The 25,705-nt window shown below is 61.2% G+C and carries 23 protein-coding genes; 11 read left to right on the top strand and 12 right to left on the bottom strand.

The window, feature by feature from the left end; translation table 11 throughout:
• Positions 1–27: 27 nt before the first annotated feature.
• The 7 genes from prmA to gcbA form a co-directional block, all read right to left on the bottom strand.
• Complete coding sequence (gene prmA / locus ABIE16_RS21930; protein WP_008053952.1) at positions 28–906, bottom strand: 50S ribosomal protein L11 methyltransferase; 879 nt, start codon at positions 904–906, stop codon at positions 28–30.
• 283 nt (positions 907–1,189) lie between these two features.
• Entirely contained in the window at positions 1,190–2,548 is a 1,359-nt protein-coding gene (gene accC / locus ABIE16_RS21935) for an acetyl-CoA carboxylase biotin carboxylase subunit (protein WP_429521917.1), read from the bottom strand.
• A 17-nt stretch (positions 2,549–2,565) separates the two neighbouring features.
• Positions 2,566–3,030 carry an acetyl-CoA carboxylase biotin carboxyl carrier protein gene (gene accB / locus ABIE16_RS21940; RefSeq protein WP_008053948.1) on the bottom strand — a complete coding sequence of 155 codons (465 nt, stop codon included), beginning with the start codon at positions 3,028–3,030 and terminating at the stop codon, positions 2,566–2,568.
• Between the two features lie 24 nt (positions 3,031–3,054).
• On the bottom strand, positions 3,055–3,510 hold the full coding sequence (gene aroQ / locus ABIE16_RS21945) for a type II 3-dehydroquinate dehydratase (protein WP_007971361.1): 456 nt from the start codon (positions 3,508–3,510) through the stop codon (positions 3,055–3,057).
• A gap of 132 nt (positions 3,511–3,642) precedes the next feature.
• The gene (locus tag ABIE16_RS21950) at positions 3,643–5,388 is read right to left on the bottom strand and encodes a protein-disulfide reductase DsbD (protein WP_429521918.1); all 1,746 of its coding nucleotides are present in this window, start codon (positions 5,386–5,388) and stop codon (positions 3,643–3,645) included.
• A 191-nt stretch (positions 5,389–5,579) separates the two neighbouring features.
• Positions 5,580–7,526 (bottom strand): methyl-accepting chemotaxis protein, encoded by a 1,947-nt coding sequence (locus ABIE16_RS21955; protein WP_429521919.1) that lies wholly within the window; start codon positions 7,524–7,526, stop codon positions 5,580–5,582.
• A 52-nt stretch (positions 7,527–7,578) separates the two neighbouring features.
• Entirely contained in the window at positions 7,579–9,249 is a 1,671-nt protein-coding gene (gcbA, locus tag ABIE16_RS21960; protein WP_057712158.1) for a diguanylate cyclase GcbA, read from the bottom strand.
• A 486-nt stretch (positions 9,250–9,735) separates the two neighbouring features.
• Between gcbA and ABIE16_RS21965 the strand changes: the two genes are divergently transcribed.
• The 6 genes from ABIE16_RS21965 to ABIE16_RS21990 all read left to right on the top strand — a co-directional run bounded on the left by ABIE16_RS21965 (position 9,736) and on the right by ABIE16_RS21990 (position 16,514).
• Positions 9,736–10,803 (top strand): DUF2333 family protein, encoded by a 1,068-nt coding sequence (locus tag ABIE16_RS21965; protein ID WP_057712157.1) that lies wholly within the window; start codon positions 9,736–9,738, stop codon positions 10,801–10,803.
• Between the two features lie 3 nt (positions 10,804–10,806).
• Positions 10,807–11,364: an NUDIX hydrolase gene (locus ABIE16_RS21970; RefSeq protein WP_057712156.1), complete on the top strand. Its 558-nt coding sequence runs from the start codon at positions 10,807–10,809 to the stop codon at positions 11,362–11,364.
• 296 nt (positions 11,365–11,660) lie between these two features.
• The gene (locus tag ABIE16_RS21975; protein WP_057712155.1) at positions 11,661–12,032 is read left to right on the top strand and encodes a translation initiation factor Sui1; all 372 of its coding nucleotides are present in this window, start codon (positions 11,661–11,663) and stop codon (positions 12,030–12,032) included.
• A 219-nt stretch (positions 12,033–12,251) separates the two neighbouring features.
• Positions 12,252–14,165 carry an arginine decarboxylase gene (gene speA, locus ABIE16_RS21980; RefSeq protein WP_057712154.1) on the top strand — a complete coding sequence of 638 codons (1,914 nt, stop codon included), beginning with the start codon at positions 12,252–12,254 and terminating at the stop codon, positions 14,163–14,165.
• Between the two features lie 232 nt (positions 14,166–14,397).
• A complete protein-coding gene (locus ABIE16_RS21985) occupies positions 14,398–15,717 on the top strand; it encodes a type VI secretion system Vgr family protein (RefSeq protein WP_429521920.1) in 1,320 nt (439 codons plus the stop codon).
• A complete protein-coding gene (locus ABIE16_RS21990; protein WP_429521921.1) occupies positions 15,714–16,514 on the top strand; it encodes a DUF4123 domain-containing protein in 801 nt (266 codons plus the stop codon). Before ABIE16_RS21985 ends, ABIE16_RS21990 begins: the two co-directional genes overlap by 4 nt.
• A 31-nt stretch (positions 16,515–16,545) precedes the next feature.
• Here ABIE16_RS21990 and ABIE16_RS21995 read toward each other — a convergent pair whose 3' ends face one another.
• Positions 16,546–17,895, bottom strand: coding sequence for an MATE family efflux transporter (locus ABIE16_RS21995; RefSeq protein ID WP_154910389.1), 1,350 nt, complete (start codon positions 17,893–17,895; stop codon positions 16,546–16,548).
• A gap of 187 nt (positions 17,896–18,082) precedes the next feature.
• Positions 18,083–18,376: a hypothetical protein gene (locus tag ABIE16_RS22000; RefSeq protein WP_057712150.1), complete on the bottom strand. Its 294-nt coding sequence runs from the start codon at positions 18,374–18,376 to the stop codon at positions 18,083–18,085.
• 155 nt (positions 18,377–18,531) lie between these two features.
• Here ABIE16_RS22000 and ABIE16_RS22005 point away from each other — a divergent pair, with 155 nt between their 5' ends.
• Genes ABIE16_RS22005 through ABIE16_RS22020 form a run of 4 tightly spaced genes read left to right on the top strand, consistent with a single transcriptional unit; the run spans position 18,532 to position 20,823 of the window.
• Positions 18,532–18,834, top strand: coding sequence for a MazG-like family protein (locus ABIE16_RS22005; protein WP_090452931.1), 303 nt, complete (start codon positions 18,532–18,534; stop codon positions 18,832–18,834).
• A complete protein-coding gene (locus tag ABIE16_RS22010; protein ID WP_429521922.1) occupies positions 18,834–19,583 on the top strand; it encodes a methyltransferase domain-containing protein in 750 nt (249 codons plus the stop codon). Before ABIE16_RS22005 ends, ABIE16_RS22010 begins: the two co-directional genes overlap by 1 nt.
• A 12-nt stretch (positions 19,584–19,595) precedes the next feature.
• Positions 19,596–20,204 carry a DUF4136 domain-containing protein gene (locus ABIE16_RS22015; protein WP_057712147.1) on the top strand — a complete coding sequence of 203 codons (609 nt, stop codon included), beginning with the start codon at positions 19,596–19,598 and terminating at the stop codon, positions 20,202–20,204.
• A gap of 55 nt (positions 20,205–20,259) precedes the next feature.
• A complete protein-coding gene (locus ABIE16_RS22020) occupies positions 20,260–20,823 on the top strand; it encodes a DUF4136 domain-containing protein (RefSeq protein WP_057712146.1) in 564 nt (187 codons plus the stop codon).
• 108 nt (positions 20,824–20,931) lie between these two features.
• On the opposite strand, the gene ABIE16_RS22025 is transcribed toward ABIE16_RS22020, so the two are convergent.
• The gene (locus tag ABIE16_RS22025) at positions 20,932–23,700 is read right to left on the bottom strand and encodes an ATP-binding protein (protein ID WP_429521923.1); all 2,769 of its coding nucleotides are present in this window, start codon (positions 23,698–23,700) and stop codon (positions 20,932–20,934) included.
• Entirely contained in the window at positions 23,697–23,852 is a 156-nt protein-coding gene (locus ABIE16_RS22030; RefSeq protein WP_198530222.1) for a hypothetical protein, read from the bottom strand. The genes ABIE16_RS22025 and ABIE16_RS22030 overlap by 4 nt, the downstream gene beginning before the upstream one ends.
• A gap of 580 nt (positions 23,853–24,432) precedes the next feature.
• Here ABIE16_RS22030 and ABIE16_RS22035 point away from each other — a divergent pair.
• On the top strand, positions 24,433–24,789 hold the full coding sequence (locus ABIE16_RS22035; RefSeq protein WP_429521924.1) for a DUF6124 family protein: 357 nt from the start codon (positions 24,433–24,435) through the stop codon (positions 24,787–24,789).
• A gap of 59 nt (positions 24,790–24,848) precedes the next feature.
• Here ABIE16_RS22035 and ABIE16_RS22040 read toward each other — a convergent pair whose 3' ends face one another.
• The gene (locus tag ABIE16_RS22040; RefSeq protein WP_429521925.1) at positions 24,849–25,703 is read right to left on the bottom strand and encodes a MaoC family dehydratase; all 855 of its coding nucleotides are present in this window, start codon (positions 25,701–25,703) and stop codon (positions 24,849–24,851) included.
• Positions 25,704–25,705 lie beyond the last annotated feature (2 nt).

A 25,705-nucleotide genomic window follows, 5' to 3' on the forward strand; every position in this document is an offset into this window, starting at 1 on the left:
GCGATCCGGATTATGCAGGCGATCATTCTAGCGCCGACGGCCAGTGATGCGCACCCAGCCATCGCGATTGGCGATTGGGTCCAGATCGAAGTCCCTGGCGTAGGCGGCAGCGACTTCGTCACCCTGTTCGGCGAGGATGCCCGACAGCGCCAGGCGCCCGCCCGACTTGACCAGGCCCGACAGCTGCGGCGCCAGGGAAACCAGCGGGCCGGCGAGAATGTTGGCCACCAGCACATCGGCCTGAACCTGCGGCAAATCTTCCGGCAGATACAGTGGGAACAGTTCATCAGCGATGTTATTGCGCCCGGCGTTGTCGCGGGACGCTTCCAGCGCCTGCACGTCGATGTCGGTACCCACGGCCTCCTTGGCGCCCAGCAGCAGGGCGGCAATCGCCAGAATCCCCGAGCCGCAGCCGAAGTCCAGCACGTTGCAGCCTTTCAGGTCCTGTCCGTCGAGCCATTCCAGGCACAGTGCGGTGGTCGGGTGGGTGCCGGTGCCGAACGCCAGGCCCGGGTCCAGCAGCAAATTCACTGCATCAGGCTCCGGCGCGGCGTGCCAGCTCGGCACGATCCACAGGCGCTGGCCGAAACGCATTGGCTGGAATCCGTCCATCCAGCTGCGTTCCCAGTCCTGGTCTTCGATCACTTCGCTGTGGTGCTCGGGCAACGGGCTGCCGGTCAGCAGCTCCAGATGGGCCAATACCGGGCCTGGCTCGGTGCCGCCTTCGAACAGGGCCAGCAGGTGCGTGTGGGACCACAGCGGCGTGGTGTTGAGTTCCGGCTCGAAGATCGGCTGATCTTCGGCGTCCATGAAGGTCACCGACACGGCGCCCACTTCAAGGAAAGCGTCTTCATAGGTTTCGGCTTGTTCTGGGCTGATGGCGAGACGGACTTGCAGCCAAGGCATGGCGGGCACCTTTGAAAAATATTGATTGCAGCCTAGCGGGCTGCAAGAAGCGCGCAAGTTTACGCGAGCGCGGGGCAGATGACGACACGCCAGGTGCCATTTCCACGCGCAGGCCTGTGTAGGAGCGAGCTTGCTCGCGAAGAATGCAAGGAAGACGCGTACAGTCTGAACGCTCGCGTTATCGTTGACCACCATCGCGAGCAAGCTCGCTCCTACAGGGGGTGAAGGAACGTCCAGATACAACAAAGCCGCCCGAAGGCGGCTTTGTTGATCGGGTCGAAGCTTAGTGCTTCTCGCCAGCCAGCTTGTGCTCGAGGTAGTGAATGTTCACGCCCCCTTTGCAGAAGCCTTCATCGCGGGTCAGGTCGCGGTGCAGCGGGATGTTGGTCTTGATCCCGTCGACCACGATTTCGTCCAGCGCATTGCGCATGCGCGCCATGGCTTCGTCGCGGGTTGCGCCGTAGGTGATCAGCTTGCCGATCAACGAATCGTAGTTCGGCGGAACCGCATAGCCACTGTACAGGTGCGAGTCGACGCGAACGCCGTTGCCGCCTGGAGCGTGGAAATGCTTGATCGTGCCCGGGCTTGGCATGAAGGTTTTCGGGTCTTCGGCGTTGATCCGGCATTCCAGCGCGTGACCGCGGATGACCACGTCATCCTGGGTGAACGACAGCTTGTTGCCGGCGGCGATGCTGAGCATCTCCTTGACGATGTCGATGCCGGTGACCATTTCCGAAACCGGGTGCTCTACCTGGACACGAGTGTTCATCTCGATGAAGTAGAAGCGGCCGTTTTCGTACAGGAACTCGAAAGTGCCTGCGCCACGGTAGCCGATATCGATGCAAGCCCTGACGCAGCGTGCGAGTACTTCCTCACGTGCGTTTTCGTCGATACCCGGTGCCGGCGCTTCTTCAAGAACCTTCTGGTGACGACGTTGCAGCGAGCAGTCGCGGTCGCCCAGATGGATAGCGTGACCCTGGCCATCGGAAAGCACCTGGACTTCCACGTGACGTGGGTTGGTCAGGAATTTTTCCAGATAGACCATCGGGTTGCCAAACGCCGCGCCTGCTTCGGAGCGGGTCAGTTTCGCCGAGGCAATCAGGTCTTCTTCCTTGTGCACAACGCGCATGCCGCGACCACCACCGCCGCCAGCGGCCTTGATGATCACCGGGTAACCGACTTCGCGACCAATGCGCAGAGCGGTTTCTTCGTCTTCCGGCAGCGGGCCGTCAGAACCCGGAACAGTCGGTACGCCGGCAGCGATCATGGCGTGCTTGGCCGATACCTTGTCGCCCATCAGGCGAATGGTTTCGGCTTTCGGGCCAATGAACGCAAAGCCGGATTTCTCGACCTGCTCGGCGAAGTCGGCGTTTTCCGCAAGGAAACCGTAGCCCGGGTGAATGGCGGTGGCGCCAGTCACTTCGGCTGCGGCAATGATTGCCGGAATGTGCAGGTAGGAGTGGGCGGCCGATGCCGGACCGATGCAGACGGATTCGTCTGCCAGGCCCAGGTGCATCAGTTCCTTGTCAGCCTTGGAGTAAACGGCGACGGTCTTGATGCCCATCTCTTTGCAGGCGCGCAGGATCCGCAGGGCGATCTCACCGCGGTTGGCGATCAGAACTTTTTCCAACTTCGCAGTCATCAAAGGCTCTCCGCGGTTCAAACGATGGTGAACAGCGGTTGGTCGTACTCAACCGGCTGGCCGTCTTCGACGAGGATGGATTCGATCACACCGCTGGTTTCAGCTTCGATGTGGTTCATCATCTTCATGGCTTCAACGATGCACAGGGTGTCGCCTTTCTTCACGGTCTGGCCGACTTCCACGAAGGACGGCGAGGTTGGCGAAGACTTGCGATAGAACGTACCGACCATCGGCGAACGGGCAACGGTGCCGTTCAGTGCAGGCGCGGCGGCGGCAGCAGGTGCGGCAGCGGCAACCGGAGCGGCGGCAGCAACAGGCGCGGCAGCCGGAGCATGCATTGGCGCTGGCGCGTAGTACTGCTGAGCCGGGGTCTTGCTATGACGGCTGATGCGTACGGACTCTTCGCCTTCCTTGATCTCGAGCTCGTCGATGCCGGACTCTTCCAGCAATTCGATCAGTTTCTTAACTTTACGGATATCCATGAATCATCAACTCCCAAGGGTCGGTCAGGGGCGGTTAACTTGTTGTTCAAGCTGTTCCAGGGCGGCCTCCAGGGCCAGTCGATAACCGCTGGCGCCAAGGCCGCAGATCACTCCCACCGCTACGTCGGAGAAGTAAGAGTGATGGCGGAAAGGTTCGCGTTTGTGCACGTTAGACAAATGCACTTCGATGAATGGGATGCTCACCGCCAGCAGCGCGTCACGTAATGCGACACTTGTATGTGTAAAAGCTGCTGGGTTGATCAGAATGAAGTCCACGCCTTCACTGCGTGCAGCGTGGATGCGGTCGATCAATTCGTACTCGGCGTTGCTTTGCAGATGCAGCAAATGGTGACCGGCTTCGCGGGCACGGCGTTCCAGGTCCTGGTTGATCTGCGCCAGCGTCGTGGCGCCGTAGGTGCCCGGTTCGCGAGTGCCGAGCAGGTTCAGGTTGGGTCCGTGCAGAACGAGTAACGTCGCCATCGGCGGTTCCTATGTTATCTGTGAGCAATTGTCAGAACCCGGCGACTATGCCGCAAAGCCTTTGTGACTGTCCAGTTCTCTGCAATAGCCAGCACGATGACCGATGTTTGCGCGAAATATATGACTGCTTGATTAAAATTGGTCATTCGCCCTGGTTACACGTTCGGCGAAGTCCCTGGCGTTGATCTCGCCGATCACCCGCACATCGGCGCGTTCGACGCCGTCCTTGCCAAAAAACATCAGGGCCGGGGGGCCGAACAACTGGTAGCGATCGAGCAGGGCGCGTTGCTCGGCGTTGCTGGCGGTGATGTCGAAGCGGATCAGCCGGTAACCCTTGAGGCGTTCGATGACGACAGGGTCATCCAGTACCTCGCGTTCGATGACCTTGCAGCTGATGCACCAGTCGGCGTACCAGTCGAGCAGCAGCGGTGTGCCGGATGATCGTGCATCGGCGAGTGCGCGATCCAGTTCGGCCGGTGTGATGATGGTTTGCCAGGTACTGGTGTTTTGCACTTGTCCGTTGTTGTCAACGATACGGGGCTGGCCAATCGGGTTGAACGGGTCGGTCTGGCCGCTGAAGGCGCCGTACCAGCAGGCCAGTGCGTAAAACAGCAGGAACATGCCGAGCAATTGGCCCAGGCGTTTGCGCGGTGGTTTATAGACGAACTCCAGCGCCCCCATGAACAGGCCGACGCCGCCTGCCAGCAAGCCGATCAGCAGCAAGGTGATCTGGCCCGGCAAGACGCGGCCGAGCAGGCCAACGGCCAACCCGAGCAACAACACGCCAATCGCGTTTTTCACGTAGACCAGCCACGGACCGCTCTTCGGCAGCCAGGCTGCGCCACCGGTGGCCACCAGCAACAGCGGCGCGCCCATGCCGAGGCCGAGCATGAACAGTTTCAAGCCGCCACCCAGCGCATCGCCACTGGCGCTGATGTACAGCAGCGCCCCGGCCAATGGCGCCGAAACGCAGGGTGAAACCAGCAAGCTGGAGACCACGCCCAACACCGCGGCGCCCCACAGTGACCCGCCTTCGGTGCGGCCGGCGATGCGGTCCAGGCGACTGCTGATGGCGTGCGGCAGTTTCAATTCGAAGACGCCGAACATAGCCAGCGCAAACAGCGCAAAAAACATCGCGAAAGGCACCAGCACCCAGGCCGATTGCAGCCGCGCCTGCAGATTGAGCTGGGCACCGAACAGGCCCATCAGCGCACCGAGCAGGGCAAAGCAGGCGGCCATTGGCAGCACATAGGCCAGTGATAGATTGAAACCGCGCCAGCCGCCGACCTGGCCGCGCAGCACCACGCCGGACAGGATCGGCAGCATGGGCAGCACGCATGGCGTGAACGTCAGGCCCAGGCCGGCGAGGAAAAACAACGCCAGTTCGCGCCAGCTCCATTGATAAGCCGTCGCCGGAGCGCCGCTGCCGTCGATGCTCAGGCGCTCGGTTTCCGGCGGATAGCACAGGCCTTTGTCGGCGCATCCCTGATAGGTCACGACCAGGGTGAAGGCACGTTGGTCGGTGCGCGGCAACTCAACGTCGAGAATGCCGTGGTACACCTCGACATCGCCGAAGTATTCATCGTGCTTTTTCTGGCCGTCGGGCAGTTTCGCCGCGCCGAGGAGGACATCGGCCGGGTCGGCGCGAAATTGAAAGCGGTGGCGGTAGAGGTAGTAACCTTCGGTGGCGACGAAACGCAACTTGATCGATTGCGGCGTGCTGTCTACCAGGCTCAGCTGGAAAGCTTCGCGCACCGGCAGGAAGTCGGCGCTGTTGTTGATCGAGCCCAGGCTTGAGCTGGGTCGGTTCTCCAGCAAGCCAGTGGCGCTGGCCGGCAGGACGAACACTAAAAACAACAGGCAGAGCAAGCGGCGCATGACGATCTCGCGTATCGGAATTGGGGGGATGATAGCGGACAGTTGCGGGGTGTGCAGCGCGGGAGTTTTGTGGTGAATGTTCTGACGCCTTCGCGAGCAAGCCCGCTCCCACATTGGTTCTGTTGTGTGCACATCATTTGTGAACACCAGAGATCAAATGTGGGAGCGGGCTTGCTCGCGAAAGCAATCTATCAGACGCGGAAAGCCTGGACGGCTGTATGCAGTCGTCCACCGAGCACCAAAAGGTTTTCCCCTTGCTCACGGCCTTCGCCGATACGCAGCAGGTTATCCCCGCCCAGCTGGTGAATCCGCTCACTGTGGTCACGGATTTCGCTGACAGCACCGCTTTGCTGGGCGGTGACATCGGCGATGCGTACCGCCGTGTCGGAAATGGTCTGGATCGCCCCGACGATTTTATCCAGCGCGCCATCAGCGGCCTGGGCCTGGCTGGCCGTGGCTTCGGCGTGTTCGACCTGGGCTCGCATGCCCTCCACCGATTGCCGCGCGGCGGTTTGCAGCCCTGCGATCAGCGTCTGGATTTCTGCGGTGGCCCCGGCGGTACGTTGCGCCAGTGAGCGCACCTCTTCGGCCACCACCGCAAAGCCTCGGCCCATTTCCCCGGCCCGGGCCGCCTCGATGGCGGCGTTCAAGGCCAGCAGGTTGGTCTGGTCGGCAATCGAGCGGATCACCGTCAACACGCCGCCGATGGTGGCCGACTCTTCGGCCAGGTGTTCGATCATTTGCGCATTGCCTTGCACTTCATCCACCAGCGCATGCAGGCCGGTGAGGCTCAGGCCGATGACTTTCTGTCCATGCTCCACGGCCAGGCCGGCGTGGCGGCTGGCTTCGGCGGCCTGGCTGGCGTCGCCGGCGACTTGCTGAATGGTCGCTTCCAGTTCGCTGAGGGAGTCGCGGATCAGTGCCGTGTCGCCAGCCTGATGCTCGGCACCGTCATGCAGGTCGTTGCTCAGGTCGGCCAGGGTGCGGCTGCTGCCGGCCACCTGTTCGGCGTTGCGGCGAATGGTCCCCACCAGGTCCACCAGATAGGCGCGCAAGCGGTTGAGGGAGGCTTCAATGTCATGCAATTCGCGGTTGGTGTTGCCCAGTTGAATGTCGCGGCTGAAGTCGCCTTCGGCCCAGGTCGAGAGGGCCGGGGCGAGGTTGGTCAGGGTCCGGGCGAGTTTGCGTTGCAGGGTGTCGATCAGCAGTGCGATCAACAGAATCAAACCGATCATCACGCCTTGCATCAGCCGCACTTCACCCTGGATCTGCCCGTGCTGGGCGCGCACCACCGGTTCCATCCCGGCAATGGCCTGTTGCACGTCGGCGATTTTCAGGTGGGTCGCCGCGCTGAGGTCGGCGCGTTTGCGGATTTGATCGCGAGTGCGCGAGAGCTCGGCCGGATAGCGGATGAGCAGGCTGTTGAGCTCGCGCTTTAGGCCGACGCCGGCATCTTCGGTGACGGTTTTTTCCGTGTTCTCAAGGCCCATCATCGAGGCGAAATCGTCGGTGTTCGACTCGCTGTTGGTGGTCACGCCCAGCAATGGCAGGGCGTCGAGTTTCTCTGCCTGGATACGGATGTTGGCCACTTCGCGTTCGACATCGGCGGCCAGTTCGCTGCGACCGCTGCTGACCAGTTTGTCCCGGGTCAGGGACAATTTTCCCAAGTGTTGCGATGCGGTGAGCAGCGGCGTGAGGTAGGCCGCATTGCCACTGGCGTACTGGCTGAGCTGATCGAGACTGGCACCCAGTTCCCGCTCGGCCTGCAGCAGCAAGGCCTGCGGATCACCTGCCAGTTTGCCGGCGGCCAGCAGGTCGGTCTTGCTGAATTCTTCAAGGGTCGACAGGCTGGGGCGCAACGCCTCGGCCAAGGCCGGTGGCAATTCGCCGAGTTCTTTTTGCAGGCTGTCGATGCCTTGGGCTGCACTGCTCAGGCGCAGCGCATCGCCGCTGCCCAAGTAATCCTCAATGCTGCGGGCGACGTCATTCTGAAATTGCTGCGACAGGCCCAGGTAGCGCTCCATTAATAGATATGGACGCTCCAGGGCTTTCTGCGACCACCACAGCGTAGCGCCGAGGGCCACGCACACGGCCACCAGAAGGAGGGTATTGAGATTGGTCAGCAGCTTCAGGCGCATTACGGACTACCAACGGCAGAAATGGTAAGTGCCTGAAGTTATTGCGTTTCTGTTACAGGGTTATGACCGTATCGGTCGATTCCGATAAAAAAGTGGCACTTTGCTTTGATGTGCGCGCGCCCTGTACGCGATTGCGTCCGCCGTGTTTGGCGCGATACAGCGCTTCGTCCGCCTGGTTGGCCATCATCAGGCTGTCGGAGCTTTCGCAAAGCTCAACCACTCCGGCACTGAAGGTGCACCACAGATCCTCGGGTTGCGCGGGATAGTGAATCTCGGCAAAGCGCTGACGGATTTCATCGAGCACGTTGTAGGCCGCTTCGATATCGGTATCCGGCATGACGATGGCGAACTCTTCGCCACCGTAGCGGCCGATGAAGTCGGTTTTGCGCAGGCGTTGCTTGAGAAACAGCGCCAGGCTCTTGATCACCCGGTCACCCATGGGGTGGCCGTGGCTGTCATTGACCCGTTTGAAGTGGTCAATGTCGAGCATGGCAAAGCTCAGCGGCTTGCTTTCGCGGCGGGCGCGGAACGAACAGTCTTCGAGCAATTGCAGGATATGCGTGTGGTTGTACAACCCGGTGAGACTGTCGCGGACCATCCGTGCCTTGAGGTTGCGTGCCCGGGCCGCGCGGTTGCGCACGGTGGTGATCAGGTGCCGGGGCTTGATCGGTTTGGTCAGGAAGTCGTCGCCGCCCTCGCTCATGGCGTCGAGCTGCTTGTCCAGGTCGTCTTCGGCCGACAGGTAAATGATCGGCACGCTGACGTAACGGTCGTTATGGCGGATCACCTTGGCCAGTTCCGTACCGGTGCAGGCCGGCATGTACATGTCGAGGATGATCAGGTCCGGCTGGAAGTCCGCCAGTTCGGCCATGGCCTGGATCGGCTCGATGAGCGTGCGGGTGACGATCCCGGCGCTGTTGAGCAGGCGCTCGGTGTGCAAGGCCTGGGCGCGGGAGTCGTCGATGATCAGCACTTTATAAGGCTCGTACTGGGCAACGCAGGTCAGGACTTCGATCTTCTCCAGCAGGCTCGACGCTTCGAGGGTGCCGGTAAGGAATTCCTGGCCGCCGGCACGCACGGCGGCCAGGCGGGTCGGGGTGTCGGTTTCGTGCAGGCTGAAGAACAGCAGCGGCAGCTGATGATCGAGGCCTTCCTGGGCTTCGGCGGCCAGTTTCAGGCCGACACCGGTGCCACTAAAATCCACGTCCATGACAATCGCCGCCGGCATGCGCTCGACCATCGATGAGCGAAACGCGTCTACGCTGTCCAGGGACTGGGCGCTGAGGCCGAAGAATTCCAGTTGTTTGGCCAGGCGCTCGGCGCGGTCGTGATCCTGCAACATCACGTAGATGGGCTTGCGCAGCGGCGGCAGAAAGGTTTGATCGAGTTGGTCGCCATGGCGCAGGCCGGTGCGTGACAGACGCTGCATCAAGCGGTTGAGATCGGTGATCAGGCCACTGCTCAGGCGTCCGCGATTGGCGTCGACCGCCTCCAGTGACTGACCGATGTGGCGTGCCAGTTGCGAGTGTTCCGGTTGTTCGAAACGCTCGGCGAAACGCAGCAGGCGCAGATTGGCCTCGCTCAGTTCCGAAAGGTCGGCGGTGGACCACTCACTGCGTTGCAGGCGCTGCCATATCTCAAGAATCTGACGAGCCTGATGAATTACCCGCTGGGCAAAGTGGTGCTTGAGGCGCTCGCGGCTGGGATCTTCTGGCTCGGTCATATCCTGACTACTAGTTAGGGTGCACACTGAGGTCGAGTGGTGGCTCTATGCTAGCACCACTTTTCCATTACATGAGTGCTGTACGTCAATAATCTGCAATGTGTCTTTATTCAGTTTGTGACTGGACGGTCTTGTTCTAGCCTTTCAAGTCGCGGTTTTAAGGGGCGAAGTACCTGAATCAGGGCACTTGACAGGCGCGGGGTGGAAATGGACGAGTGACGGAACGCCGGCCATTCATGATTTTTTTGCCAGTGCTGATCGGCCCGTTTTTTTGGGCTTTAGAGGGTCGGGGATTCCCTTAGGGTGGCAATCCAAACCATTAGGGGGGATTTTGAGGGTCGCCGCGTCGTCGGGTGCACAGACGTTCTTTTGATCCGCAAGCCCGGTAATTTTCCGCATCGGTGCGATGGCGGGTGCCGGGCCAAGGCACGTTGTTGTATGGTTGTGGTCGAACCGTTGAACTCAAGAGCTTGAAAGGATATCGCCATGCTGGACTGGAAGAACCGCACAGACAGTGCGCCTGAACGTGCCGCTGAACCGAAGTCGGAGACCCGCAGTTATCTGGGTGGTCTGTTGTTCAGCCGGGCGCTGGCCACTCTGCTGGGCATCTACCTGTTGGTGGCGAGTGTCCTGGGCTGGTACTGGAGCCAGGAGCCGGCGCTGTTCCCGGTCCAGCAAACCGCTCAACTGGCGGCCGAGAAAGAAGGCAAGCAGATGGTCGTCGGCTACACCACGGTGGAAACCCTCAAGACCGTTGCCGGCACCTTGCTGACCAAGCAGGGCGGCTATATTTCCAACGACCGATTCCCGCCAGGCCTGTGGATGGACAACATGCCGAGCTGGGAATATGGCGTGCTGGTGCAGGTCCGCGACCTGAGCCGGGCACTGCGTAAAGACTTCGCCCGTTCGCAGTCGCAGTCCGCCGAAGACGCCGACCTGGCCAAGGCCGAGCCGCGCTTCAACTTCGACAACAAGAGCTGGGTGCTGCCATCCAGTGAGTCCGAGTACCAGGAGGGCATCAATTCCCTGAGCCGCTATCAGGCGCGACTGTCCGATCCTAACCAGAAGAGCGCGTTGTTCTATGCCCGCGCCGACAACCTGAACAACTGGCTGGGTGACGTCGGCACCCGTCTGGGTTCGCTGTCGCAACGACTGTCGGCCAGTGTGGGCCGGGTCAAGCTCAACACTGCGTTGAAGACCGAGGTGGTGACGCCGGGTGTGGCGCCGCAAGTCGATGAGGAAATCGTCGAAACCCCATGGCTGCAGATCGACAACGTATTCTACGAAGCTCGCGGCCAGGCCTGGGCTCTCTCGCATTTGCTGCGCGCCATTGAAGTCGACTTCGCCGATGTGCTGGCCAAGAAGAACGCCACGGTCAGCGTGCGCCAGATCATTCGTGAACTGGAAGCGTCGCAGGAGCCGGTGTGGAGCCCGATGATCCTCAACGGCAGTGGTTTCGGCGTACTGGCCAACCACTCGCTGGTCATGGCCAACTACATTTCCCGGGCCAACGCGGCGGTGATCGATTTGCGTCAACTGCTCAATCAGGGCTGAGTCATGGTCGATAATGCCAGGGAAGCCGCGCACCGCGCGGCTTCCGATGCCGAACAGATCGCCTGGGTTGACGAGCAGGACAACCTGCTCGGCGCCCTGGTCCGTTCCGATTTGCGCGAGCGCGGGCTGATCGGGCGCGGCACCTACATTATGTTGTTCAACTCCGCTGGCGAGCTGTGCGTGCATCGCCGCACCCTGAGCAAGGCAATCTATCCCGGTTTCTGGGACGTGGCGGCGGGGGGCATGGTGCTCGCCAGTGAAACCTATGCCGAGTCGGCGGCAAGGGAGCTGGAGGAAGAACTGGGCGTGAGTGGCGTGGAACTGACCGCCCATGACCACTTTTACTTTGAGGACACCGGCAATCGCCTGTGGTGTTCGGCGTTCTCGGCGGTGTGGGACGGCCCGTTGATCCTGCAACCGGAAGAGGTGCTCGAAGCGCGCTTTATCCCTATCGATCAGGTCATGCTGGAAATCGAGCAAAAGCCTTATTGCCCGGACTCTCTGGCCGCGTTGAAGCGCTATTTGCGCTCACGCCGGATCGACGTCGCAAAACAGCTATAAATTGGCGCCGATTGGCTCTTAGCAATCGGCGTTTTTGCCGTTACACTGCGCGACCTTTTTAAACTGAAGCGGTATTGCTTCCTGTAGGAGCGAGCCTGCTCGCGAAAAACGCAAGAACGACACGGGCTGTCTGACGTCCCGCGTCATCGTTGACGTCCATCGCGAGCGAGCTCGCTCCTACAGTGAAATGAATGTCGTACCGTTTCAGTAGCGCTGCCCCTGCCTGAGTGGGGCTTCGCGGTCGATAGCCTTCCCAAGTGCTGCGACCAGTCTTTGTCCTCCGAAGAGGATTGCCGGTGGCCAAAAAAGCCGCATCCTTCGCCGCCTTGGGCGGCCTGGTATTTTCCACCGACGCAGGTCGTCATTGCCCGGAATGCAGTAAACCGGTGGACGCCTGCATCTGCAGACAGACCGTTATCCCGGCCGGCGACGGCATCGCTCGCGTGCGTCGCGAAAGCAAGGGCCGTGGCGGCAAGACGGTGACCACCATCACCGGCGTGCCGTTGGCTGAAGACGCGCTCAAGGACCTGGCCACGACGTTGAAGAAACGTTGTGGTACCGGTGGGGCGCTGAAAGACGGTGTCATCGAAATCCAGGGCGATCATGTCGAGCTACTCTTGGCAGAACTGATCAAGCTCGGTTTCAAAGCGAAGAAGTCCGGCGGCTAGCAGCCTCTGTGAAAACCACCCTCGGCTTGATCCGGTCCTGATGACATTCAGGTCCGGCATCGTCTACATGGTTTTCACAGAGCCTGTTCATGACCGGTATCTAAACTCACTGCGGTCGGCGGGGTCTATTGCCTCGTTGACGAACCGTCATTTTCATTCTTTAGACTGCGCCGGCCTGAACCCAGGCGACGCACTATGACTTCTTTATAGGGGACTTCGATGTCCGTACGACGCACACGCAAAGACGATGGCAGCCAATGGACAGTTGCGGACAGCCGCAGTGTTTACGGGATTCGCCATTGGGGGGCCGGGTATTTCGCGATCAATGACGCCGGTCGCGTCGAAGTTCGTCCGAACGGTCCGAGCAGCTCGCCTATCGACCTGTACGAGCAAGTCGACCAGCTGCGCAAAAGCGGCCTGTCCTTGCCATTGCTGGTCCGTTTCCCGGACATCCTGCAAGACCGCGTGCGTCAGCTGACCGGCGCATTCGACGCCAACATCGAGCGTCTGGAATACCAGAGCAAGTACACCGCGCTGTACCCGATCAAGGTGAACCAGCAGGAAGCGGTGATCGAAAACATCATCGCCACCCAGAACGTTTCCATCGGCCTGGAAGCTGGCTCCAAGCCTGAACTGCTGGCGGTGCTGGCACTGGCGCCGAAGGGCGGCACCATCGTCTGCAACGGCTACAAGGACCGCGAGTTCATTCGTCTGGCGCTGATGGGTCAGAAGCTCGGCCACAACGTGTTCATCGTGATCGAGAAAGAATCCGAAGTCGGCCTGGTGATCGAAGAAGCGGCTTCGCTCAAGGTCAAGCCTCAGGTCGGCCTGCGCGTGCGCCTGTCGTCCCTGGCCTCGAGCAAGTGGGCGGACACCGGCGGTGAAAAATCCAAGTTCGGCCTGTCGGCAGCGCAACTGCTGTCGGTGGTCGAGCGTTTCCGCGCGGCGGGCCTGGACCAGGGCATTCGCCTGCTGCACTTCCACATGGGCTCGCAGATCGCCAACCTGGCGGACTACCAGCACGGTTTCAAGGAAGCGATCCGTTACTACGGCGAATTGCGCAACCTCGGCCTTCCGGTGGATCACATCGACGTCGGCGGTGGCCTGGGCGTGGACTACGACGGCACGCACTCGCGTAATGCCAGTTCGATCAACTACGACATGGACGACTACGCTGGTGTCGTGGTCGGGATGCTCAAGGAATTCTGCGATGCGCAGAGCCTGCCGCACCCGAACATCTTCTCCGAAAGCGGCCGTTCCCTGACCGCGCACCACGCGATGCTGGTGATTCAGGTGACCGACGTCGAGAAACACAACGACGACGTGCCGCAGATCGAGAACAAGGAAGCGCTGCCGGAAACCGTGCAGTGGCTGGTGGACCTGCTGGGGCCGACCGACATCGAAATGGTCACCGAAACCTACTGGCGCGCCACGCACTACATGAGTGATGTTGCCTCCCAGTACGCCGACGGCAAGCTGACCCTGGCCGAGAAAGCCCTGGCCGAGCAGTGCTACTTCGCCGTGTGCCGTCGCCTGCACAACTCGTTGAAGGCACGCCAGCGTTCCCACCGTCAGGTGCTGGACGAACTCAATGACAAGCTGGCCGACAAGTACATCTGCAACTTCTCGGTGTTCCAGAGCCTGCCGGACACCTGGGCCATCGACCAGGTCCTGCCGATCATCCCGCTGCACCGTCTCGACGAAGAGCCGCTGCGTCGTGCGGTACTGCAAGACCTGACCTGTGACTCCGACGGCAAGATCAACCAGTACGTCGACGAGCAGAGCATCGAGACCAGCTTGCCGGTGCACGCGTTGAAAGAAGGTGAGGACTACTTGTTGGGTGTGTTCCTGGTCGGTGCCTACCAGGAAATTCTTGGCGACATGCACAACCTGTTCGGCGATACCGATTCGGTGAACATCTACCAGAACGCCGATGGCAGCGTGTACCACGCCGGTATCGAAACCCACGACACCATCGAAGACATGCTGCGTTACGTGCACTTGTCGCCGGAAGAACTGATGACCCACTACCGCGACAAGTGCGCCAGTGCCCGCATCAGCGCAACCGAGCGCACGCAGTTCCTCGATGCCTTGCGTCTGGGGCTGACCCGTTCGTCTTACCTGTCTTCCTGAGGTAAGTGTCACGCTCATCAGGTCGTCTGAAAATTTACCGTTCGCTGCGGAAATTTCAGATGGCCTGGTGCGGCAATTCTTCTGTTCCAGGCGAAATTTCCAGCATCTTCGACGACCCAACGCATTTGGTCTTCTTTTCGCGTAGGTTATTTCCTAATTTGTATTTCGGCACTCTACTCGGCCATGTCTCTCAGCGAGAATCCCCGGCCGCCCCTCCTGTAGAGAAACGCCGATGTTCAATCCAGTCAGCGAACCGTCATTTCGTCTGGATGTAGCAGGTCTGCCCGATTCCTTAGAGGTCCTGGTCTTTACCGGCAGAGAAGCCATCAGCGAGCCGTTCGTGTTCGACCTGGAACTGCTGATCGAAGACCCGGTGCTTGACCTTGCCAGTTTGCTGTATCGCCCTGCCTCGTTGCATTTCGGACCAGCCGGAAGCTACGTGCATGGACAATTGCATGAGCTCGTCCAGCGTGACCACGCCAGCGGACCCCGACTCTGCCAGGTGCGCCTGGGGCCAAAACTGGCTTGCCTGGCCCAGCGCTTCAGCCAGCGAATCTTCAGTGCCCGTTCAGTGCCGCAAATCCTCGACCAGGTCCTCAAGGAGCACGGCATTACCGGCAAGGATCGACGTCTGGAACTAAGTGGCCAATACCCGCCCCGGGATTTTTGCACACAATATCGAGAGTCAGACCTGCAATTTCTCCAGCGACTGTGCGCCCAGGAGGGGCTTCACTACCACTTCGAACACCGGGCCCGCGGGCACTGTGTGGTGTTTGGTGATGACCGGCAGCATTTTCCAACCGGCGAACCTGTGGTATTGCGCAGCGAGGGCGATCGACCGGCGGTGCGGCAGTTCGAACGTCGGCGTAGCGGTGGGACAGCTGTGCAGTGCGCCGAATGCCGGACGGACCTGGCGACCTTGCGCAGCGGTCGACTGATGCCGCTGTCCGGTCATCCGGTTGCCGATTGCAATCGGCTCTGGCTGCTGACCCGCGTTGAGCATTGGGGCAGCCAGGATACGACGACGCCTTACCACAACCAGGCCCGTGCCCTGCACTGGCCGGCACCCATCAAACCGCCCTGTGCGACGATCGAACCAAGGATGCATGGCCCGCAACGGGCGTGGGTCGTCGAGGTCGATGAGCCAAGCCCTGACCCGCAAAGGCCGGTACCGGTGCAATTCGACTGGCTTTATCAGGGCGAAGGGGCGACACCCAGTCATTGCTGGCTGCCCCTGGCCAGGCAGTTGCAGGCCTCGACGTTCACGCCGATACGGGAAGGGACTGAGGTGGTCGTGGGTTTTGTCGAGGGCGATCCCGATCAACCGCAGATAACCGGGGTGCTGCATGCGCCGGCAACGGTCGAGGTGACGGACGCCGACACCCCCCAGCCCGGCTGCACCCATGATGAGGGCCTGGAGCAATGGTTGCGCTCGGGGGAGCCATTGCTGATGTTGTGCCTGCTACCCGGTGGCGGCAGCTTCAACCATTGCGCACAGGCTTTGTGCACCTGTCGTCTGGCGACGCAGCTTGGCCAGAGCTCTGGAGCATGATTGCCACACGTACGCCCGAGGCACCCCCGCAGTGGTTGTTGCTGGATGTGCCGGGCACGCCGCAGGCGGGTGTCACACTTCGGCAAATGTTTGCCCAGGCCCGATGGTTCGGGTTGTTCGAAGGCACGGAGTGGCATGCGCTGCATGAACAGGGGCCGGTCCTGGTCGATCTGCGCACCTGCCCGGCACTGGCCGATTTATGCATCGTCGACGGAAAACGCTGGCCCGGACTGCTGGTGGTCAGCGAGGCGGGCGCTTCGTCGTTGCTGGCGCATTTGCGGCGCATGCTCACGGTCACGCTTGGCCTGCACCGGGCCCTTTTGAGTTACTACAACCCAACCACGGCCAGTTATTTTTTCGATGCCTGCGATGCGGTTGAACTGAGTCGCTGGCTAGGACCTATCCACCAGTTACGCTGGTTCGGCGGTAGTTGGGCCGACCGCGCGATGGGCTGTGAGGGCTGGCAGCGCTTGTCCAGCCCGGGGTTGTCGGTCAGCCCGTTGGCAGTCGAGGAAAGCCTCAGCGTTGGGCAGCAGGGAAAATTGCAAACTTGCCTGCTCGAGCAGCATGCCTGGCGCTGGAACCGATCCACCGGTGTCGATTTTTCCCGCCTGTGGGCTCATGTGCAGGAGGGGATCGCGCTGGGGTTCAGCGAGCGCCCGGTGCTCGATGGCTGGATATGGCTACGCCTGCAGTATCCCGACGCGGTGCCCGTGCAGCCGTTGCCGGGCGGAACTCAACAGGAACGCCTCGATCACCTGCGAAACCTGTGGCAGAACGATCCACCCTGGCCATGAGGTCGAAATTGATTGTCGGGGCCACGCCCGATCAGTGAATACCGCCGGCGAACCAGCCATCGTTACGGCGCAGGCGCCAGGCGATCATGCCAAGGGTCAGGCTGCGCAGCAGCATGAACAACAGAAAGGTTATCCACAGGCCATGGTTGCCCCCGCCTTGCAGTGCCCAGCCGAAAGGCAGCACCAGCGCCACGGTCAGCAGCATGCCGTTGCGCATTTCCCGGGCGCGGGTGGCGCCGATGAACAGGCCGTCGAGCAGGTAACTCCAGACGGCAATCAGCGGCAGTACGGCGAGGTAGGGCAGGTAGATGAACGCGGTGTCGCGCACACTTTGAATGTCGGTCTGCATCTCGATGAACAGATGCCCGGCGAACAGAAACAGCGCGGCAAAGCCCAGGCTTGCGAGCAACGACCAGCCACCTGCCACCACCAATGAACGGCGCAGGGCATCGCGGTTACGGGCGCCAAGAGCATGTCCGCACAGGGCTTCGACAGCGTGGGCCAGGCCATCGAGGGCGTGGGCGGTCAGCAGCAGGCCATTGAGCAAAAGAGCGTTGGCCGCGACCGTGGCGTCGCCCAGCCGTGCGCCTTGCACCGTGATCAGGAAGAACACCGATTGCAGTGCCAGGCTGCGGATGAAGATATCGCGGTTGACCGCCAGCAATGGCCGCCAACTCTGCCACAGCGCCAATGCCGCCCAGACGATATGCCCGGGGTAGGCGCGCAGGGCTTTGCGGGTCATCAGCAAGCCGATCAGTGCGCCGGTCCATTCGGCAATCACCGAGGCCCGGGCAGCACCGACCACACCCCATTCCAGGCCGAGGACGAACCACAGGTTCAGGGCAATGTTGACCAGGTTGGTACTCAGCAAAATCGCCAGGGGTGCCCGGGCATTCTGGGTGCCGAGGAACCAGCCGACCAGTGCATAACTGGCGAGCGCCGCCGGCAGGCCGAACAGGCGGGTATGGAAGAACTCGCGGGTCAGCTGATCGAGCTCAGCCGACGGTTGCATGAAATGCAACGCGACCCCGCTCAAAGGCACGCCCACCGCACCCAGGACCACGGCCAGACCGATGGCGAGCAGCAGGCCCTGCAACAGAATCTGCCGCAAGGCGGCACCATCCCCACGCCCCGCTGCCTGGGCGGCGAACCCGGTGGAGCCCATACGCAGAAAGCCCATGGCCCATGCAAGGAAGGTGTACAGACTGGCCCCAACCGCGACGGCGCCGAGTTGATGGGCGTGGGGCAGGTGACCGATGACGGTGCTGTCGACCAATGCCACCAGCGGTACGGAAATGTTCGAGAGAATCATCGGCGCGGCGAGTGCCCAGACCCGGCGATGGGTAGGGCGGTCGCGCCAGTCGGCGGTCAGGTTGGACATGCAGGCTCCTTGGAGGAGCGGGCATTGTAGCGGTGAAAACGGATTAGCTAAGTGAGCTCAATTCATAAAACACCAGAGATCCAATGTGGGAGCGAGCTTGCTCGCGATAGCGCTCTTTCAGTTGAATCAGTTTTTGATGTGCCGCCGCCATCGCGAGCAAGCTCGCTCCCACAGGTGTTCGGTGGGGTCAATGGATGATCCAGCTGAGCAACCACAGCCCCAGCACCAACCAGATGAAACCCATGATGAACGACGCATTGAGAAAGGCGCGGATCGCTGACCACAGCAGGATCAGGCCGAGGATCAAGGTCACGATGCTGATGACCGAGGTATCCATGCCCAGCGCCTGGGACAGGCCTTCGATGAAATTGCTGCTGGCGTTGCTCAACAGATTGAACAGACCACTGAGGCCATCAACGATGAAGCGGATGATCGAGCCGAGTACCTGGCCGAGCCATTCGGAAAAACCTTCTACCTGCATGAAGTGAACGTCCTGTTTAAAGAGAATTGAGCCTTGGGCTGTCGATCATGCTGCCGAGTTCCCACAAGCATAGAGGGTTGCACAGAGAACATGCATCTTCTGCCCTTGCCTTCACCTGTGATCCCCCCGAAGCTATACGTCTTCAGGAGAGCCCGATGAACCTTGTTGAACTGACCGAACGCCTGCACGCCATCCGTGACCGTAATGACTGGCGGCAATTTCACAGCCCGAAAAACCTGGCCATGGCCGCGAGTGTGGAAATGTCCGAGCTGGTGGAAATTTTCCAGTGGCTGACCGAAGACCAGTCACGCCAGTTGCCGGCGGACAAACTCGCCCACGCCGGGCAGGAAGTCGGTGACATCGTGCTTTATCTATTGCTGCTGTGCGGCGAACTGGGCCTGGACATGGACGCCGTGGTGCGCAGCAAACTGGCGGACAGCGAACGGAGGTTCAGCTGATGAGCGACCGTCATTTCGATCAACTGGCGACCCGTTTCGCCGAAAAAATCTACGGCGGTGCCAAAGGCGCGATCCGTCTGGCGGTGTTGCAGGCCGATCTGGCCGAAATCTTGCCCGACCGGCCGCTGCGCGTGCTGGACATCGGCGCCGGGCTTGGCCACATGTCGTTGTGGCTGGCACAGCGCGGCCATCAGGTGACCCTCGCCGAGCCTGCCGAGCCGATGCTCGAAGGCGCCCGCCAGCGTTTTGCCGAAGCAGGGCAGAGCGCCACGTTCATTCAGGCACCCTGGCAGGAGCTGCTCGGGCAACTCACCGAACCCTACGACCTGGTGTTGTGCCACGCCGTGCTGGAATGGCTGGCCGAACCCCACGCCATCCTGCCGGTGCTGCATCAGCTGACCAAGGCTGACGGCTGGCTGTCCCTGGCGTTCTACAACCGTGACGCGCTGATATATCGCAACTTGCTCAAGGGGCATTTCCGCAAGATGCGCAAGAACGACATGGCTGGCGAAAAGCAGAGCCTGACCCCGCAACAGCCCCTTGATCCGCGTGAGCTGGCGGCGCAACTTGAAGGTCTGTGGCAGGTCGAAACCATGAGTGGCGTGCGGGTTTTTCACGATTACATGCCGGTGGAATTCCAGGCCCGCGCCGAGCTGGTGGACCTGCTGGAAATGGAACTGGCCCACCGTCGTCATCCGAGCTTTGCCGGGCTTGGACGTTACTTGCACTGGATCTGTCGGCCTGTCTGATCGGAGCATGCAATGAAAAGTCATTCAGGTGTACTGGTGTTCTGCCTGGGGCTGGCGGCCTGTCAGGGCAGCAACCCCTATGTCGCCACGTCCAACCCATTGCCACCGGCGCCGCCCCAGGCCGCCAACACCTTTGACCGCAGCGCTTACCCGGCAGCCCCCCGTGACTATGGGCGCTACCGCAGTTGGGCCTGGCTCGACGGGCATCTGCCACCGGGCACCGCCTGGGCCGACTCGGCACAGATCGCCGAAGCGGTCAGCAATGCGCTGGATCAACGCGGCTTGCGCCCGTTGCACGACAATCGCCCGGCCGACCTGTTCGTCAGCGCCGACCTGCGCCTGGAAACCCGTTTGCGCCAGGTACAGGACGACTATTACGGCGGCGGTTATGGTGGCTACAACGGCTACGGCCCTGGATATGGCGGGTACGCCACCGTACCTGTCGTTCGTACCTATCAGGAGCAAGTCGTGGTGGTTCAGGTGGATATGTTTGACGCCAGGAGCGGCCAGCCGGTGTGGAGCTCCAGCGCTGAAACCGGCAACCGGGGCAGCGAAAGCGAGCGGGCCGATGCCATACGGGAGGCTGTGAAAAAGGCAATGTCGGCGTATCCTCCTAGTTAGCTTCTTGTAGATAAGAAGCATTCCGCAGGATCATGCCTTCAACCGGAGACTCATCATGTTCCGCCGTTTTGTTTTACTGGCAGTGGCCGCGCTGCTCAGTGCCTGCGCCGCCAACCAGGTCAATCATGACTTCGACGCCAGCCGCGACTTTGCTGCCTATCGCAGCTGGACCTGGAAAGAACCCGCCCTGCAATACCGTCCCGACGATCCACGGATCAAGAGCGACCTGACCGAGCAGCGCATCCGTCAGGCGGTTGCCGATCAACTGGATCAGCGCGGTCTGCGCCCGGCCGCCGCAGGCGCCAAGGGCGATTTGAATGTGCAGACCTACCTGATTGTCGAAGAGCGGCAACAACAGGTGACCACCAATTACGGTGGCGGCTGGGGTAACCCGTGGTATGGCTACTACGGCGCCCCTATGTATAACGAAACCCGCAACGTCAGCTACAAAGTGGCGACCATCCAGATCGACCTGCTCGATGGCAAGGACGGCAAACTGGTGTGGCGTGGCAGTGACGAACAGATACTCAGCCGCACGCCGAACCCGACGGATCGTCGCGATGCCATCTGGGAAACAGTCACGCGGATATTGGCCAACTACCCACCGCACGCATCCTAGAGTCAGCCAGTCTCTCAACCCCTGTGCCCTACAGGGGTTTTTATGCCTGGCACTGGCAAGCCTGGGGATTGACCTGAACAAAGTCGAGGTGGGTGCCAACCTCGGTTGTCACTCGGGACGCCCATCCCTGGTGATCTGATCCGGCAGCACAATCGGCAGTTCTATGCAGAAACGCGCACCCTCGGTGGAGTTCCTGACGCTCAGCTTGCCGCCCATGTTCTCGACAATGTCATAGCTCACCGAAAGCCCCAGACCGGTGCCGAAGCCCACCGGTTTGGTGGTGAAGAACGGCTCGAAAATCCGCTCCAGCAAACGCGGGTCGATACCGCCGCCGTTGTCCTCGACCCACAGGCGTACCGAGTGTGTATCCCGTTCGGTGTACAGCGAAATCCACGGCTTGAACCCGGGCAGGGTTTCGCGCTTGCCGAGCAACGCGTCCCGGGCGTTGACCATCAGGTTGATCAGTACCTGTTCAAGCTGATCGACATAGCCGCGCACCTGCACCTCAAAACCGGTCTCGCTGATGCGCAGGTCGACGCCTTTGTCGCGTAGGTCCTCGGACAACAGTGACAGCGTGCCTTCGATGGCCTGGACCGGGTTGAACGGTTGCTGCTCGGTTTCCGAGCGGCGGCCGAACACCCGCATGTGGTCCACCACCCGCGCGGCGCGCTGCACTTGCGTGTCGATGCGCGTGAGCTTGTCGATCAGGTAATCGACCTGTACGTCGCCGTTGTTCAGGCGCTTGAGTACGTTGACGATAGCCATGCGCATCACGTTCAGTGGCTGGTTGATCTCATGGGCCAGGCCGGTGGCCATTTCTCCGAGGGTGGCCATTTTCGCGCTTTGTGTGAGCTGCTGCTGCGCGCGCCGCACCTCGGTGTTGTCGCGCCCCACGGCCTGGACCTCGAGCAACCGGCCCTGTTCATCGAACACCCCACGATCGGACCAGATCCACCAGGCGTGTTCGCGGCCGGGCAGTTGCAGGTTGATCTCGGCGGTGCTGACCGGAAACTCGGGGCTCAGTCGGTTCAACCGCTGGATGAATGCAGTGCGCTGGTCCCCGGACATCCAGCCGCCCAGATTCACCCCCGGCAATTGTTCGGGCGCCAACTCCAGACTGGTGGCCAACGGGAGGTTGCCGAAGGTCAGGGTCAGGTCCGGCTGGTAGCGGCAGATCATCGCCGGCGAGTCTTCCACCAACATCCGGTAGCGTTCTTCACTCTGCCTGACCTGTTCGGTGGCCAGGGTCGCTTCGGTGATGTCCAGCCACAGGCCCACGGCTTCCACCGGCAGGCCGAGGTCGTTGCGCAACAACTTCGCTTCGTCCAGCAGCCAGTGATAGTCGCCGTGACTGTCACGCAACCGATAGCGGGCGCGCACGGAGCCTTCACGCAGCAACAGCCGCGTGCGCTCGAAATACTGCGGTCGGTCGTCGGGATGCACCCGCTCCACCAGCGCCCCGGGTGCGCAGTCGGCGAGGGTCCAGCCGAGCAGTGGCAACAGGCTGTCGCTGAAAAACACCGGGTGCAACGCACCGTCGACATAGCGCTGTACGTAAATCACCGCCGGAGAGCTGGCGATCAGATTGTCCAGGCGTGCATGGGCGACGATGGCGCTCTGTTCCTGGTTCTTGATGTCGCTGATGTCGAGCATGAACCCCACCAGACGACGGTTTTTTCCCGCGCCCAGCGCCTGGCCTTGCAGGCGATACCAGGCGGGTGCGGGCGCACCGTAGGGGCGATACAGGCGCACGCACAGCAGCAGGGGAGTGCCAGTCTCCTGCAAGTCTTGCAGGCAGATGCGCAGCTCTTCGCGGTCGGCGGGATACACCTGATCGAGCCAGTCCTGCATGGATAAACGCGACATTCCAAGGTTCAGGGTTGTCGCCAGCGAAGGTGCCAACTGAACCTCGTCGCTGTCGCTGAAAACTTCCCACCAGCCTGTTCCCAGCAAGGCTTGCAGCGATTCCAGGCGTTCCAGTTGCAGGTGATGCCGGTGCTCGCGCAGGCGCCCGAGCAAGGGACTGGCGAGCGCGGCGGTAATTTGTAGCCAGTCGCGTTCCGTGACATCGGGGGCGCGTTTTTGCGCCGTGAAGAAACCGCACAACAACCAAGCGACCACCCCTTGCGCATCATGATAGGGCACGGCGAAGCCATCGGTATTGCCGAACGTACCTTGCAGGCGCGGGTGTTCGCGCGGGGTCAGGTGCTGCGGAGCCGAGCCGCTCAAACTGTCCAGCCCCGTGCCCAGGCGTTGACCGTTTTGCCACAGTTGCGGTGCATCCGAGGCCGCGTAGTGCTGTTGAATCTGCCAACCATGTTCCTGCTCATCGAGCAAGGCGAGAGCAATGCAGGGGATCTGAAAACGCTGGGCCAGGCTTTGCAGTTGCTCGGTCAGTACCTCGGGCAGGCGAGTCAGGCTGCACAGGCGCAACTGTTCGGCGATTTGCTGCGCCAGCACCTGGCATTGTTCGCGGTTGCGCGATTGCAGGCGCTCAAGCAGCAAGTCGCCGATGTCCAGCATCTGCAACAACCAGGCATCGGCCAAGGGCTGCACCCAGCCGCGCAAATGCAGCGGGGGGCCGGTGAGGCTGTAGAAGTCCAGGTCCAGGGTTTGCCCCTGCCAGTCCGCCGGCGAGCCTTCGATGACGAGGCTGCTGTGGGGCAACAGGAAGTCGAACAGATGCGGTGCCTGCTCGCTGGGGGGGTGCTGGGCCAGCAAGTGCCGCAGCGGACCGCTCAGTTGAACGACACGCCCCTCGGCATTGAGCTGCATCTGCAATCCGAAACTGTGCACCCGCGGTGCCTCTTGCGGCTCCGGCGGGGGCGGCGGATGGCGATGGAGCAGGCGCCCGAAGAGTTTGTCCCCGGCACTCAAAATTGCAGGCTCGCACTGGTCGTGAGGGTCGCCGGCAGATTCGGTACCTGTCCGATGCCCGGCAGGTTCAGATGAATGGCGGCGGTCAGCAATCCCAGGGCGAACTCATTCGCGGCGGCACTTTTTTGTTTGTGGGGGAGGCTGGCTTTCATGAGTGCGTCTACCTTGACCATCACTGAGTAATGTCAGCATAGAATCATTCCGCCAAAACGGAGGTTTGGGTTGTGTACATATCCATTTCTTCGGTAACGGCCACTTATGGTTCCGCTCTTAGCGGGTCACTTTTGGCTGTGGGAGCGAGCTTGCTCGCGATGGCGGCCTGCCAGCCGACCGAAATCTTGCAGGTGTACCCAATCCACTGTGGGAGCGAGCTTGCTCGCGATGACGCCCTTTCAGCCAACACATTCCTGTGTAGTTTTCCTCAAGTCCCGAGGAAACCTCCGACACGTTTTTCAGGTTGTCCGTCGGAAGTGCGATCTCTAGCCTTTGTCGGTCGCTGCAAATTCAGTGACCGGGCTGTCGCGGCCTTTCAGTCTACTTGGTGCATAATCCACCGGCTTAAACCGGAGCGCTTCGGTGCTTGTCGTTTGATGTAATGGTGGCTGTGCGCGGGATACCTTCGGGTATGCCGGGTTTCCAAGTAGCTCGGTCCGCGACCCCGCGTACAGCTGCCACCCTTGATTGCTGTCGCGGCAATCAGTGGCAGTTCCATCCCATACTTGGAGCTTCACCATGTTCAAACCCACCCCGAATCCCCCCGAAACCGACGACGTTTCTCCCTACCAATCCCCTCACTCAAATAAACTCCACGAAGCCGCCGACCGCGCCCTCGATCACTACCTCAATCCGCCCAAGCAACCTGCCGTTCACAAACCCAGCACTATGTTCGTCATCGCCCCGGACATCGATACCGAGACCCTGCTGGCCCACGCCTGTGAGTCGCTGGCGTCGGCGAGTGTGATGGCGAGTGATTTCGCAGGTTTTCTGGAGGGCTCGCAGCGCAACACCCTGCTGGGGATTGCGCAGGTGATCATGCTGGGTGAGCTGGCGGTGAACCGGGCGTTGGATAATCTCGATCCACAAAACTAACCACGGAGCTTTTGTGGCGAGGGAGCCAGCACCCTCGCCACGTCGAGGTATCAGCTTTATCAGGCAACCGGCCGCCAATGCCCGACCATATGCTCCAGCTCCCCGACACCCACCAACTGAAAATCCCCGCTCGGCCCTGGCCCACTGGCCATTAACGTCACCTCACTGGGCAACCGTACCGGTTTCTTGAACTGCACCGCGATCTCGACATTCGCTACAGGCAGATGCCCGGCCAGCGCAGCCAACGTGCGTGCCTTGTTCCACAGGCCATGGGCGATGGCGGTCGGGAAGCCGAAGAGTCGGGCGCTGGCCGCGCTCAGGTGGATCGGGTTGTAGTCGCCGGACACCTTGGCGTACTGCCGGCCGATGTCCGAAGGCGCTTTCCAGTGCTCGACTTCGCTCAGGGCCAGGCTAGATACCAGGCTCTCTTCGAGCGGTTCACCCTCGAGTTTGACGCCGCGACAGAGCATCCGGCTTTCCGCTTCCCACAACGGCCCCAACTGATCGTCGAGGGTGGTCAGCAGATCGAACGTCGCGCCTTTGGCGTGGGGTTGCAGGTTCTGCACTTGCACGCTGACGCATACCCGATTCACTCCACCCATGGGACGCAGTACACGAACGCGATTGCTCAGGTGAATCAGGCCCAGTAGCGGGAACGGGAAGTCCCTGGTCGTGAGCAGTTGCATCTGCAAGGCAAACCCGAGGATGTGCGGGTAGGTCGGTGGTAGCAGGCCGTTGTCGGCGAAACCACAGACCTTGCGATAAGCCGCCAGGCGCTTGAGATCGGCTTCGACCCAGCAACGCAAACCCGAATCGGGTAGGGTGGTGCCCGTGATTTTTCGCCGTGTCGCCGCTCGTGCATACAATCCCGGCAGGCTGGGTTCGCGGTTGAGTGTGTGCCAGTCGGTGATCATCC

The organism is Pseudomonas sp. 2725 (genome assembly GCF_050434585.1).
Taxonomy (GTDB): Bacteria; Pseudomonadota; Gammaproteobacteria; order Pseudomonadales; family Pseudomonadaceae; genus Aquipseudomonas; species Aquipseudomonas jessenii.